Annotated in this window: 15 protein-coding genes; 9 read left to right on the top strand and 6 right to left on the bottom strand. The window is 63.1% G+C overall.

Annotation, left to right across the window (positions count from 1 at the left end; genetic code table 11):
- Nucleotides 1–4: 4 nt before the first annotated feature.
- Nucleotides 5–778: an endonuclease III gene (nth, locus tag C6558_RS00215; RefSeq protein WP_025425415.1), complete on the top strand. Its 774-nt coding sequence runs from the start codon at nt 5–7 to the stop codon at nt 776–778.
- A gap of 42 nt (nt 779–820) precedes the next feature.
- On the opposite strand, the gene C6558_RS00220 is transcribed toward nth, so the two are convergent.
- On the bottom strand, nt 821–1,414 hold the full coding sequence (locus C6558_RS00220; RefSeq protein WP_025425416.1) for a TetR/AcrR family transcriptional regulator: 594 nt from the start codon (nt 1,412–1,414) through the stop codon (nt 821–823).
- Between the two features lie 72 nt (nt 1,415–1,486).
- Here C6558_RS00220 and C6558_RS00225 point away from each other — a divergent pair, with 72 nt between their 5' ends.
- Together C6558_RS00225 and C6558_RS00230 are read left to right on the top strand one after the other, a co-directional pair.
- Nucleotides 1,487–1,915: a VOC family protein gene (locus tag C6558_RS00225; protein WP_025425417.1), complete on the top strand. Its 429-nt coding sequence runs from the start codon at nt 1,487–1,489 to the stop codon at nt 1,913–1,915.
- A gap of 85 nt (nt 1,916–2,000) precedes the next feature.
- Nucleotides 2,001–2,993: an adenosine kinase gene (locus C6558_RS00230; protein WP_025425418.1), complete on the top strand. Its 993-nt coding sequence runs from the start codon at nt 2,001–2,003 to the stop codon at nt 2,991–2,993.
- 55 nt (nt 2,994–3,048) lie between these two features.
- Here C6558_RS00230 and C6558_RS00235 read toward each other — a convergent pair whose 3' ends face one another.
- On the bottom strand, nt 3,049–3,588 hold the full coding sequence (locus tag C6558_RS00235) for an SH3 domain-containing protein (protein ID WP_025425419.1): 540 nt from the start codon (nt 3,586–3,588) through the stop codon (nt 3,049–3,051).
- A gap of 189 nt (nt 3,589–3,777) precedes the next feature.
- On the opposite strand from C6558_RS00235, the gene C6558_RS00240 reads away from it, so the two are divergent.
- On the top strand, nt 3,778–4,782 hold the full coding sequence (locus tag C6558_RS00240) for a D-glycerate dehydrogenase (protein ID WP_025425420.1): 1,005 nt from the start codon (nt 3,778–3,780) through the stop codon (nt 4,780–4,782).
- A gap of 11 nt (nt 4,783–4,793) precedes the next feature.
- On the opposite strand, the gene C6558_RS00245 is transcribed toward C6558_RS00240, so the two are convergent.
- Genes C6558_RS00245 through recF form a run of 3 tightly spaced genes read right to left on the bottom strand, consistent with a single transcriptional unit; the run spans nt 4,794 to nt 7,358 of the window.
- Nucleotides 4,794–5,261 carry a GNAT family N-acetyltransferase gene (locus C6558_RS00245; protein ID WP_025425421.1) on the bottom strand — a complete coding sequence of 156 codons (468 nt, stop codon included), beginning with the start codon at nt 5,259–5,261 and terminating at the stop codon, nt 4,794–4,796.
- Nucleotides 5,261–6,034 carry a molybdopterin-synthase adenylyltransferase MoeB gene (locus C6558_RS00250; RefSeq protein WP_025425422.1) on the bottom strand — a complete coding sequence of 258 codons (774 nt, stop codon included), beginning with the start codon at nt 6,032–6,034 and terminating at the stop codon, nt 5,261–5,263. Before C6558_RS00250 ends, C6558_RS00245 begins: the two co-directional genes overlap by 1 nt.
- Nucleotides 6,035–6,062: 28 nt before the next feature.
- Nucleotides 6,063–7,358: a DNA replication/repair protein RecF gene (recF, locus tag C6558_RS00255; protein WP_371412226.1), complete on the bottom strand. Its 1,296-nt coding sequence runs from the start codon at nt 7,356–7,358 to the stop codon at nt 6,063–6,065.
- A gap of 124 nt (nt 7,359–7,482) precedes the next feature.
- Between recF and C6558_RS00260 the strand changes: the two genes are divergently transcribed.
- Nucleotides 7,483–8,127: a DUF47 domain-containing protein gene (locus C6558_RS00260; RefSeq protein WP_025425424.1), complete on the top strand. Its 645-nt coding sequence runs from the start codon at nt 7,483–7,485 to the stop codon at nt 8,125–8,127.
- A complete protein-coding gene (locus C6558_RS00265) occupies nt 8,127–9,131 on the top strand; it encodes an inorganic phosphate transporter (RefSeq protein WP_025425425.1) in 1,005 nt (334 codons plus the stop codon). The genes C6558_RS00260 and C6558_RS00265 overlap by 1 nt, the downstream gene beginning before the upstream one ends.
- Nucleotides 9,132–9,373: 242 nt before the next feature.
- Here C6558_RS00265 and C6558_RS00270 read toward each other — a convergent pair whose 3' ends face one another.
- Nucleotides 9,374–10,273 carry a LysR family transcriptional regulator gene (locus C6558_RS00270; RefSeq protein WP_025425426.1) on the bottom strand — a complete coding sequence of 300 codons (900 nt, stop codon included), beginning with the start codon at nt 10,271–10,273 and terminating at the stop codon, nt 9,374–9,376.
- A gap of 159 nt (nt 10,274–10,432) precedes the next feature.
- On the opposite strand from C6558_RS00270, the gene C6558_RS00275 reads away from it, so the two are divergent.
- From C6558_RS00275 to C6558_RS00285, 3 genes are all read left to right on the top strand, one after another.
- On the top strand, nt 10,433–11,182 hold the full coding sequence (locus C6558_RS00275; protein ID WP_025425427.1) for an SDR family oxidoreductase: 750 nt from the start codon (nt 10,433–10,435) through the stop codon (nt 11,180–11,182).
- Nucleotides 11,183–11,374: 192 nt separating this feature from the next.
- Nucleotides 11,375–12,010: a DUF1326 domain-containing protein gene (locus C6558_RS00280; protein WP_025425428.1), complete on the top strand. Its 636-nt coding sequence runs from the start codon at nt 11,375–11,377 to the stop codon at nt 12,008–12,010.
- A 5-nt stretch (nt 12,011–12,015) separates the two neighbouring features.
- Complete coding sequence (locus tag C6558_RS00285; protein ID WP_107026809.1) at nt 12,016–12,888, top strand: DUF2182 domain-containing protein; 873 nt, start codon at nt 12,016–12,018, stop codon at nt 12,886–12,888.
- Nucleotides 12,889–12,922: the final 34 nt, after the last annotated feature.

Raw genomic sequence — 12,922 nt, forward strand, 5'->3', positions numbered from 1 at the left:
CATCATGAAAAACGTGAAGCCGAAATTGCCGGGCGAGCCCGCGAAAACGAAGCCAGCGACGGGCCGCCGCGCCCCGCGTACCTCAGGCGTCTACAGTCGCGAGGAAATCTCCGAGATCTTCCGACGCTTCTCGATCCAGCGGCCGGAGCCGAAGGGGGAACTGGAGCACGTCAATCCCTTTACCCTGGTGGTTGCCGTCGCCCTGTCGGCGCAGGCGACTGATGCCGGCGTCAACCGGGCAACCCGGGCACTTTTCGCCGTTGCCGACACGCCGAAAAAAATGCTGGCCCTCGGCGAGGAGAAGGTCCGCGACTACATCAAGACCATCGGCCTTTTCCGCAACAAGGCCAGGAACGTCATCGCGCTCAGCGAAAAGCTGATCACCGATTTCGGCGGCGAAGTCCCGCGCACGCGGGAGGAGCTGGTAACGCTGCCGGGCGTCGGGCGAAAGACCGCCAACGTCGTGCTGTCGATGGCCTTCGGCCAAGCGACGATCGCCGTCGACACCCATATCCTTCGCATCGCCAACCGCCTCTGTCTGGCACCGGGCAAGACCCCTGATGAGGTCGAGGCGAAGCTCTCGCGCATCATTCCCAACGAATATCTCTACCATGCGCATCACTGGCTGATCCTGCATGGCCGCTATTGCTGCAAGGCGCGCAAGCCGGAATGCGAGCGCTGCGTCATTGCCGATATCTGCAAGGCACCGGAAAAGACCTGCGATATCCCGGCGCCGCTGGTCGAGTTGCCGCAACAAGTTCTTCCGGTCGCCGGCTGACGCGCGTCTTATATCTGTCTGCGCTGTCGGCCCGAGACTGACTCATGCGGAGATCAGTCGGTCGATCAGATGGCCGATGGCGTCGACGTAGACCTCTGTCGGCGCGCCTTCGGCAATCTCCAGCACGGCGCGGTCGAAGGCGGCTGACAGCAGCGTCGCCATTGCCGTCAAGGCGGCCTGATCGTGGACCTGCGGCGCCATCGCCTCCGCCAGGCCCTCTTCCAGCGTTCTCTGGGCGTTGGCCGCGTCGATCGTCGCCATTTCCCGTGTGCCGAGCACGGCCGGGCCGTCGAGCAGTAGAATGCGGATTCTGCCCGGCTCCGCCATGGCGTCGAAGAAGGCGCGCGCGCCTGTTATCAGCGCCTCGCGCGGCGTCAGGCGGTCGAATGTCGCTTCCTCGATCCTCGCCGCCACGGCACTGGATTCCCGCTCGGCGACGGCGCGAAACAGTGCCCTCTTGTCTTCGAAGTGGTGGTAGAGCGCACCGCGCGTCATGCCGGCGGCAGCCACGATGTCCGGCGTCGACGTTTCTGCATATCCCCTCGCGACGAAGAGACCGTGGGCAGCATCGAGGATCGCGGCGCGCGTCGTGTCGGAGCGCTCGCGATTGGAGCGGCGCGAGGATTTTATTTGCATACATTCAGCCTGTATGTTAATTCAAAAATACATGCAGACTGTATGATGATGCGAGCGCGAGGGAAAGCCCCCATGAAATCGACGAGCTACTATCCTGTGATCATGACATCAGACGTTGCAGCAACCGCGGCATTCTACATCGACAACTTTCGCTTCCAGGCGCTGTTCACCAGCGACTGGTACATGCATCTGCAGTCGACGGAATCCGAGACGGTGACGCTCGCCGTCCTCGACTATCGCCATGAAACCATCCCGGAGCGTGCCCGCGCGCCGGTCAGTGGCCTGCTCCTCAACTTCGAAGTCGAGGATCCCGACGCAGTCTATGCCGATTGCCAGGCAGCAGGTCTGCCGATCCTGAAGGCGATCTGCGACGAAGATTTCGGCCAGCGCCACTTCATCACCGCCGATCCCAATGGCGTTCTGATCGACGTCATCAAGCCGATCCCGCCGAGCGCCGAGTTCGCCGCCGCCTATGAGGCAAGCGCATTACCAGCGGAATGATCGCAGCCACGCGTGTTTTGTCTTCCAAATGGCTGGAAAACCGCTATTAACGAACACCGGCCATTAGGGAAACTGGACGGAGTTCATGACAAAATACGACGTGCTGACGATCGGCAATGCGATCGTGGATATCATTGCGCGCTGCGATGACGGCTTTCTGAGTGAAAACGGCATCATCAAGGGCGCAATGAACCTCATCGATGCCGACCGCGCGGAGCTGTTGTACTCGCGCATGGGCCCCGCCGTCGAAGCTTCCGGCGGCAGCGCCGGCAACACGGCGGCCGGCGTTGCCAGCCTTGGCGGACGTGCCGCCTATTTTGGCAAGACGACCAACGACCAGCTTGGCGAGATCTTTGCGCACGACATTCGCGCCCAGGGCGTCTATTTCCAGACCAAGCCGCTCGAAACGGTGCCGCCGACCGCCCGCTCGATGATCTTCGTGACCGAGGACGGCGAGCGCTCGATGAACACCTATCTCGGCGCCTGCGTCGAGCTCGGTCCGGAGGACGTGGAGGCCGATGTCGTCGCTGAGGCCAAGGTCACCTATTTCGAGGGCTACCTGTGGGATCCGCCGCGTGCCAAGGATGCAATCCGCGAGGCCGCCAAGATCGCCCATGAAAACGGCCGCGAAACCGCAATGACCCTGTCGGACAGTTTCTGCGTCCACCGCTATCGCGACGAGTTTCTGGAGCTGATGCGCTCCGGCACCGTCGACATCGTCTTTGCCAACAAACAGGAAGCGCTCGCACTCTACGAGACCGAGGACTTCGATCTGGCGCTGGAAAAGCTCTCGAAGGACTGCAAGCTTGCGGCCGTCACGCTGAGTGAAGAAGGCTCCGTCGTCGTGCGCGGCACCGAACGTGTCCGCGTCGGCGCGACGCCGCTCGCGCAGGTGGTCGATACGACAGGCGCCGGTGATCTCTATGCTGCGGGCTTTCTCCACGGATATACGACCGGTCGGTCGCTCGAGGATTGCAGCAAGCTCGGCAATCTCGCAGCCGGTATCGTCATCGGCCAGATCGGCCCGAGGCCGATGGTATCGCTTGCCGCTGCCGCCAAGCAGGCCGAGCTCGCCTGAGGCGAGCTGCAGCGCCGCGCACCAAATATGACCTATGTCAGAGCGGGCGTAGCCTTTATTTGAAGGCTTCGCCCGGATAGGCGCCCCAGATCTCGCTCTGGACGATCCAGCCTTCGACGCCCTGGGTTTCGATGTGGCACCAGTCGCCATTGCATTCACCCACACGGATGACCACGCCGGGCTCCATGCGCGCAACGATCCCTGCCGTGCTCTGCGGCTCGCGGCGCAGGTTGACGAAGACGCCTTCGCCCTTGCCGCGCATCCATGGCGCGGTGACGGCCGTGCGGTCGCCCGACAGAAGGGCCTGGTTCACCCAGCCTTCCGTGCCGTCGGCGTCGCGGATACGGCGCCAGTTATCGTATTCCTGGATGATTTCCACCGGTACGCCGGGCCTGAGGTAGCGGAACGCCACCGCGTAGTCGACGCTCGGGCCGATGCGCAGGTTGACGCTCTTGGCCTTCAGGCTGACGAAACGCGGCAGCGGCAATCCGCTGGCCCCCTTTGCGGCCTGGGCATGGGCACCCGACGTCGTGATGACCGCGCCGATGCAGGCGGCGATCAACGCTAACGAGAGTTTGGAAATGACGTGACGCATGACGAAGCTCATTTTCCGTGGCAACTTGCAGGCGCAGTTCACCCAGGGCTCTTGGCCGGGGCGTAAATCGCGGGGACGACGCAGCGAGTTTTGTTTGTCTTCCCGACCGGGTCTGGTAGAAATTGCGGCTACAGGGAGAAAGTATCGCCCAACTTGGTTAAGGACCCGTCAACAAGGCCCATCGCAGCAATGACAAGCAAGAAGAAGCCCAAGGTCTACATCACCCGGAAACTGCCGGACATCGTCGAAACCAGAATGCGTGAGCTCTTCGACGCCGAACTGAACATCGATGATACGCCGCGCAGCCAACCAGAGCTTGTGGCGGCGGTGAAGCGCGCCGACGTGCTCGTGCCGACGGTGACCGACCGCATCGATGCGGCGTTGATCGAGCAGGCCGGCCCGCAACTGAAACTGATCGCCAGTTTCTCCAACGGCGTCGACAACATCGATGTCGACGCGGCCGCACGCAAGGGCATTACCGTCACCAACACCCCGAACGTTTTGACCGAGGACACCGCCGACATGGCGATGGCGCTCATTCTCGCCGTGCCGCGCCGGCTCGCCGAGGGTGCGCAGATCCTGACCGATCGCAAGGGCGAATGGGCCGGCTGGTCTCCGACCTGGATGCTCGGCCGGCGCATTGCCGGCAAGCGCATCGGCATCGTCGGCATGGGCCGCATCGGCACCGCGGTCGCGCGCCGTGCCAAGGCCTTTGGCCTGTCGATCCACTATCACAACCGTCACAGGGTCAAGGCCGAGACCGAGGAGATGCTGGAGGCGACCTATTGGGACAGCCTCGACCAGATGCTTGCCCGCGTCGATATCGTCTCGGTCAATTGCCCCTCGACGCCGGCGACCTATCACCTGCTTTCGGCCCGTCGGCTCGCGCTGATGCGCCCGGAAAGCTATATCGTCAACACCGCCCGCGGCGGCATCATCGACGAGACGGCGCTGATCAAGTGCCTGCGCGAAGGCAAGATCGCCGGTGCGGGGCTCGACGTTTTCGAGAATGAACCCGTGGTCAACCCCAAGCTCATCAAGCTCGCCGGCGAGGGCAAGGTCGTGCTGTTGCCGCATATGAGTTCGGCGACGCTCGAGGGTCGCATCGACATGGGCGACAAGGTGGTGATCAATATCCGCACCTTCTTCGACGGTCACCGGCCGCCGGATCGGGTGCTGCCGGGTCGCGATTGATTCGCGACTGATCAAAGCGTCTTGCGCATCTCGATCGAGGTAGGCCGGGTAAAGCCCGGGTGAGCGGTTCTGTCGGTTTCGACGAAGCCCCAGGCCGAAAACGTCCTGTGGTTTTCGGTGAGTTCGATCCGTGTCAGCAGCCTCAGAGCGGCCAAGTGGCGGTCGCGTGCCGCTGCTTCGGCGCTTGCAAGCAACAGTCGGCCGACGCCTTTTCCCCGGCAGGTCGCGGAAACCGCAAGCTTGCCGATATAGAGGCAGTCGGTCTCCGGCTTGCAGAAGATGCAGCCGGCAAGCACTGAGCCGTCGACGGCGACGAAGCCAATTTCTGCCGAAGCCTTCTCGCTCAGCCCCTCAATCGTTAGCGCATGGGCCGAGGATGGCGGATCAATCCGCCCGTCCATATAGGCAAAGGCGTCAAGGATCAGGGCCAGCAATTCCTTGTAGCGATCGAAGGCAGCGTCGATCCTGATGATCTGCATCAGTCTGCGCTCCTGTCCTTGCGCCGGCGATAGCGGATGGTGCTGAATTGCGCCGAGAGAGCGTCATACATCAACAGCCGACCGACGAGTGGCTCGCCGATCCCGGCGATCACCTTGATGGCTTCCATAGCCTGCAATGTTCCGATGACGCCGGTGAGCGCGCCGATGATGCCGGCCTCGGCACAGGAGGGCACGACGCCCGGCGGCGGCGCTTCGGGAAAGAGATCGCGGTAGGACGGGTTCGGTTCGCCATCCGCGCCCGAGCGATAAGGCATCAGCACTGTAAGCGAACCGTCGAAGCGGCCGACTGCACCGGTGACGAGCGGTATGCCGACGGTTGCTGCCGTATCGGCGGCGAGATAGCGCGTGTCGAAATTGTCCGAGCCGTCGATCACCAGATCATATTGGCGCAACAGCGCCTCGGCGTTGTCGGCTGCCAGACGAAGGGGATGCCTCTCGACCACCACATGCGGATTGAGCGCGCCGATCGCTGCCGAGGCGCTCTCGACCTTTGTCTGGCCAATATCGGCCGTGCGGTGGATCACCTGCCGCTGCAGGTTCGACAGCGACACCACGTCATCGTCGACGATGCCCAGCGTGCCGATGCCGGCGGCGGCGAGATATTGAAGAACAGGAGCGCCGAGGCCGCCGGCGCCAATGACGAGAACGCGCGCCGCCTTGAGTTTCTGTTGCCCCCCACCGCCGAGTTCGGGCAGCATGATGTGGCGCGCGTAGCGGGCAATTTCCGATGATTCGAGGCTTGTACTAGTCATGAGCGGACACTTTCCATGATCGGCTCCATCATCCCGATACGCTTCCGTGCTCCACCGTCAGGAACCGGCCGCGATCGCCGAGCGCGTCGAACATCGCACGGTCCGTCCCGGTCATGAAGGCCTGGCCGCCAAGTCCGTCGACGAGATCGAATAGGGCGGCGCGGCGGCCCATGTCGAGATGCGCGGCGATCTCGTCGAGCAGCAGGATAGGAGCGTGACCGGTCATGTCGCCGACGAGGCGCGCATGGGCAAGAACCAGGCCGACGAGCAGCGCCTTTTGCTCGCCGGTCGAGCAGCGCTCGGCTTCCATGTCCTTTTCGCGGTGGCGAATCAGGAGGTCGGTGCGGTGCGGTCCGTCCAGTGTCCGGCCGGCGGCCGCGTCGCGCGCCCGGCCCTCGCGCAGCATGGTGAGATATTGTTCTTCGAGGTCGAAGGCTGGCTTGTGGCTCTCGTCGTCGAGGAAGCCCGCCAGCGCCAGGCGCGCAGATGGAAAGACGCTGTCGCCGGTGTTTCTCTCGACGAGCGCCGTCAGCAGACCCAGCATCTCCTGCCGTGCGAGCGCCATCGACACGCCGAGCCCCGCCATTTCCCGCTCGATGGCAGTCAACCAGGCCGGGTCGGGACGAAAGTCGCTGAGGAGCCGATTGCGGCTACGCATGGCACGGTCGAATTCGCTGGCGCGCTTCCCATGCTCCGGATCGAGCGAAAGCACCAGCCGATCGAGGAAACGGCGGCGATCGGCCGACGGGCCGGTGAAGAGCCCGTCCATGGCCGGCGTCAGCCACAGCACGCGCAGATGGTCGGTCAGCTCATCGACCGTACTCGCTGTCGTGCCGTTCAGCCGCAGGCGTCGTGATTGCCCCTCACTGGTGCCGGCCGTGCCGGTACCGATCTCGACCGGGCCTTCCATGCCCACGACTTCGGCAAAGACCGAGAAGCCGTCGCTTGCGCCGACGCGAGCGACATCGGCATAGGCCGCACGCCTGAGGCCACGGCCTGGCGACAGAAACGACACCGCTTCCATCAGATTGGTCTTGCCGGCGCCGTTCTCGCCGGTCAGCACGACGTGCCTCTGGTCGAGCGCCAGCGACAGCGCCGCATAATTGCGGAACTCGCTCAGCTTCAGGCGATTGAGAAAGACCTTTTGTGGCATTTCGGGTCCGGATTCGACGTCGGCGCCAGTCGCAGCGCCACGCGTCGAACAGGACGTGCAAAGGACGCTGCAACACTTGCTGCATAGCTCCATAAATCGATGCCGATTTAAGGAGCTATGCAGTAGGACGAAAGCGGGCTTTAAGGCAAGACGAAAGGTGACCTGAGTCATTTCCAGGCAAAATTGCGCGATAACGGCGGGGAAAGCCTTATAATCCCAGTCGTTCAGCGCTTTTCTTGATCGCTTGCGTACAATATGACAGCCGCATGACAATCCACGAACGGATATATTTGTGATGCTGGCTTGGTTCCGCAAACTCCTTCCCCGCGAAGACAGCTTTTTCGATCTCTTCGCGCAACATTCGCGTACCGTCGTCGGTGCCGCCGAAGCGCTCGACAAGCTCCTCGCCGGCGGCGACGATCTCGAAAAGCACTGCGACCGGATCGTCGCGCTTGAAGACGAGGCAGACGGTGTCACCCGCGAAGTGCTTCTGGCCGTTCGTCGCTCCTTCATCACGCCGTTCGATCGTGGCGACATCAAGGATCTCATCCAGTCGATGGACGATGCCATCGACATGATGCACAAGACGGTCAAGACCATCCGGCTCTACGAGCAGAAGACCTTCGATCCGGGCATGAAGGAAATGGGCGTCATCGTCGTCCAGGCGGCGCACCTGATCGCCGAGGCCATTCCGCTGCTCAATCGCATCGGCGTCAACCACGGCCGGCTCATCGCCATCGCCGAAGAGGTCACGCGCATCGAAGGCCGGTCCGACGAGCTGCACGACCAGGGCCTGAAGGATCTTTTCCGCCGCTACGGTGCCAACAATGCCATGGCCTACATTATCGGTAGCGAGATCTACGGCGAGCTCGAGAAGGTCGTCGACCGCTTCGAGGACGTCGCCAACGAGATCAGCGGCATCGTGATCGAGAACGTCTGATGGACGCGACGCTCGCCCTGCCGTTGCTCGTCGCCCTCATTGCAATCGCCCTGTTCTTCGACTTTCTCAACGGGCTGCATGACGCCGCCAACTCGATCGCAACCATCGTTTCGACCCGGGTGCTCCGGCCGCAATATGCGGTCATGTGGGCGGCGTTCTTCAATTTCATCGCCTTCCTGTTTTTCGGCCTGCATGTGGCCGAGACGCTCGGACGCGGCATCATCGATCCCGGCATCGTTACGCCGCTGGTGATCTTCTCGGCCCTGATGGGGGCGATCGTCTGGAACATCGCGACCTGGATCTTCGGCATTCCGTCGAGTTCGTCGCATGCGCTGATCGGCGGCCTCGTCGGTGCCGGCCTAGCCCGCACTGGCGGCGATGCCATCGTCTGGACCGGTCTCTTGAAGACGGTCGGCGCCATCGTGATGTCGCCGATGATCGGCTTCTTCCTGGCGCTGCTCCTGATCCTCATCGTTTCCTGGCTGTTCGTGCGCCGGACGCCTTTTGCTGTCGACCGTACCTTTCGGGTGATGCAGTTCGTCTCGGCGTCGCTCTATTCGCTCGGCCACGGCGGCAACGATGCGCAAAAGACCATGGGCATCATCGCCGTGCTCTTGTTCTCGCAGGGCTATCTCGGCTCCGAGTTCTATGTGCCGTTCTGGGTGGTGATCACCTGCCAGGCGGCGATCGCGCTCGGCACGCTGTTGGGCGGCTGGCGCATCGTGCACACCATGGGCTCGAAGATCACCAAGCTCAATCCGATGCAGGGCTTCTGCGCGGAAACCGGCGGCGCCATCACGCTGTTTGCCGCCACCTGGCTCGGCATTCCGGTGTCGACCACCCACACGATCACCGGCGCGATCATCGGCGTGGGTGCCGCCAAGCGTGTCTCGGCGGTGCGCTGGGGCCTTGCCGGCAACATTGTCATCGCCTGGTTCGTGACGATGCCGGCCGCTGCTGCGATTTCGGCGCTCACCTACTTCGCAGTCGATCTGTTCCTGTGACCCTGTCCGCCTCCGGCTGCAATGCCGGGGGCGGGGCTCGCGGTTGGGGAGAGAGCCTCCGCATTGGCGGTGGGACTGAGCGTCATGAGACGATCCAGTTCAGGGAACAGGCGTCCGACTTTCGGTTGCAAGGCTCGTCCGGGATATCCGGCCCGGTCGTGATCGCGACTTGGGCGGCGCCCATCAAGATGTAGCGAATGGGGGTTGCGCATGAACGGTCGCGCCCACAGCCGCGCAGCGGTTCACGGGTCCCAGTGCGGAGGATCGCCAAAGGTCTTCTTCAGATGATCGGTAATTGCCCGGAGCTTGGCCGACGGCCGTCGGCCCTCCGGATGGGCCATGTAGATGAATTCCGGCTCTGGGCGAAAACCGACATCGATCTCGCGAAGCCGACCGTCGCGCACCGCAGGACCGCAGATGAATGTCGGCAGCAGCGCGATGCCGAGCCCGGCGACGGCAGCATCGTGGATCATGTCGCCGTTGTTGATGCGCAGCGCCATGCGGGCGCGGATAACGGTCGAACCGGTCGGCCCCTCGAACCGCCAGTCGGAAGCGCCGCGATTGGTGTAGAAGATACCGCGGTGATCGTTGAGTTCCGCAAGCGAGGCCGGCGTGCCGTTGCGATCGAGATAGTCGGGCGAGGCGACCAGCAGGCGCCTGCTTTTGGCAAGCTTCCACACGACCAGCCGTGAATCGGCGATGATCCCGTGGCGCACGATGGCGTCATAACCCTCCGAGGCGACATCGACCCGGCGATCGTCGAGATCGAGCGTCAATTCGACCTCGGGATGTGCCGCCAGAAAGGGGTAAAGGGCAGGCCCGAGATGCAGATGCCCGAAACTGACCGGGGCGGCGATCCGCAATGGTCCGGTCAGCGTCCCGCGGCGCTCCGCCAGATCGCTGGCGGCGGCCTGCACCTCGCTGACGATCCGCACCGCGCGCTCGCGAAAGGCGATGCCATCTTCGGTGAGAGTCAGCTTGCGCGTCGTGCGATGCAACAGCGTTGCGTTCAGGTGGCGTTCCAGGTCCGAGACCCGTTCGCTGATCACGGATTTCGACAGCCGCAGCCGGCGCGCCGCCTCGCTGATCGAGCCGGCTTCCGCAACTGCGACAAAGGCAGCAATTCCTTCGATCTTCAGCATCGTTCGGCATTTCCGAATTCGAGTTCCATCATTGGCAGACTAATCCGAACGGCAATCTTCGGCCATATCTATTGGCAACGAAGGACGGCGGTCGATGGAAAGAAGACCGGTCCCAAGCCAACCCAACAGCCAGGCCAACCCAAAAGAAGGAATTCCATCATGCCACGTTTGCACAACAAGACCGCGCTCATCACCGGCGGCACCAGCGGCATCGGCCTCGAAACGGCGCGCCAGTTCATCGCCGAGGGTGCCCGGGTCGCCGTTACCGGCACCAATCCGAAGAACATTGCCGAAGCACGCAAGATACTCGGCGAAGGCGCCGTCATCATCCAGGCCGATGCCGGCAACGCCGCCGGACAGGCGGCGGTTGCCGAGCAAGTCAAGGCCGCCTTCGGCCATCTTGACATCCTCTTCGTCAACGCCGGCATCGCCAAGCTTCAGCCGATCGAAAAATGGGACGAAGCCAGCTTCGACCAGTCGCTCGCGATCAACGTCAAGGGCCCGTTCTTCCTGATCCAGGCGCTGCTGCCGATCTTCTCCAACCCCGCCTCGATCGTGCTCAACACCTCGATCAACGCCCATATCGGCATGCCGACCTCCAGCGTCTACGCGCTCAGCAAGGCGGCGCTCCTGTCGCTTGCCAAGACGCTTTCGGGCGAACTGATCGGCCGCGGCATTCGCGTCAATGCGGTCAGCCCCGGCCCGATCAAGACGCCACTGCATGACGGACACGGTGCCACGCCTGCCGAAAACAAGGAGATCGTCGCATCGATCGCCGCGCAGATCCCGCTCGGCCGCTTCGGCGATGCAAGCGAGATTGCCAAGGCAATTGTCTTCCTCGCCTCAGACGAGGCCGCCTTCACGGTGGGCGCCGAACTGATCATCGATGGTGGCATGGCCACGCTCTGATACTCACCTGTCTGTTGCCGCCGCGCGCGTTCGATCGCGCGTGGCGGCAAAGTCCTGTTCGTCATCGACGGCACGCCGCGGGCGGCGTTGGCAGGGCGCCCGGAGGAGAGTATATTCTTGAAACCTAATAAGTCGTCGAACAGTCGAGCGGAATGAAGCAGATCCCACACCGATCAGATCCGGGAGGAGACGATGACGAGTGTCAATTGGACGATCAAGGGTCGAGAATTCATTCATTGCAATTGCGCCTATGGCTGCCCCTGCCAGTTCAATGCGCTGCCGACCCACGGCAATTGCTGCGCCGTCGGTGGATTTGAGATCGAGACGGGCCATCACGGCGACACGCGCCTCGACGGCTTGAGATGCGGGATCATTGCGGCTTGGCCCGGTGCAATTCATGAGGGCAGGGGTGAGGTCGTGCCGATCGTCGACATCCGTGCCACGCCGGCCCAGCGCGAGTCGCTGCTGCGCATCATGAGCGGCCAGGATACCGAGCCGGGAGCAACCTTCTTCCAGGTGTTCGCCACCACCTTCGAAACCTTTCACGACCCGGTCTTTGCCGAGATCGACTTCGACGTCGATGTCGGCGCGCGGACAGCACGGCTGAATGTGCCCGGGTGGATCGTGGCGCGTGGCGAGCCGATCTTGAACCCCGTGACCGGAAACCCGCATCAGGCACGCATCAACCTGCCGCAGGGCTTCGAATACGACGTCTGCGAGGTTGGACGCGGGTGGGCCGACACGAAGGGGCCGCTGACGCTGTCCATTCCGGATTCGCACGCCCATTTCGCCAGCATGCATCTGTCTGAAAGCGGCGTGGTTCACTGACGCCCATGGCCGACACTGCGCTCGAAACGCTTTTAAGGCGCGACCGGCTCATCGTCGTGGTCTCGCTGTTGGCCCTGACCGGAATTACCTGGCTCTATATTCTCTGGCTGGCAGTCGGCATGGAGGCCATGGCGCACGTGCCGGCCTCTGGCGATGGCATGAGCGGCGACATGGCGATGGGCACAGACGAGGGCATGGCCATGGACATGTCGCCGGGTGCCATGGCGTCGATGGCCGACGTCGCCTTCCGTCCCTGGAGTGTGTCGACCTTCGCCTATGCCTTTGTCATGTGGGCGGTGATGATGGTCGGCATGATGACGCCTTCGGCAACGCCGATGATCCTGCTCTTTGCCCGTGTCGGGCGGCAGGCGGCGCTCGACGACAGGCCGTTTGCCGCGACCGGCTTTTTTGCCGGCGGCTATCTCACCGCCTGGGTCCTGTTTGCGGCTCTGGCGACGCTCGGGCAATGGCTGCTGGAGTCTGCTCTGCTGCTGACGCCGATGCTGGCGAGCGGCAGCCGTATTCTCAGCGGCATCATCCTGATTTCGGTCGGACTGTTTCAATGGACGGCGTTGAAGGACGCCTGCCTAAGGCAGTGCCAGGCGCCGCTCATGTTCATCCAGAGCCATGGCGGCTTTCGCCGCGATGCCGGCGGCGCCTACCAGTTCGGTCTTCTTCACGGCCTTTATTGTGTCGGCTGCTGCTGGGCGCTGATGGCGCTCCTGTTCATCGGCGGCGTGATGAACGTCCTGTGGATCGCGGTGATCGCGATTTTCGTGCTCGCCGAAAAGGTGGTGCCCGGCGGCCGGATGCTGTCCCGCGTCGCGGGAGCCGCGGTCGTCATGGCCGGGCTGTGGCAGCTTGCGGCCATGACGTGATCCTACAGCGCCGCGCGTCTTATTGGACGCGCAA

The organism is Ensifer sp. NM-2, from assembly GCF_003024455.1.
Taxonomy (GTDB): Bacteria; Pseudomonadota; Alphaproteobacteria; order Rhizobiales; family Rhizobiaceae; genus Ensifer; species Ensifer canadensis.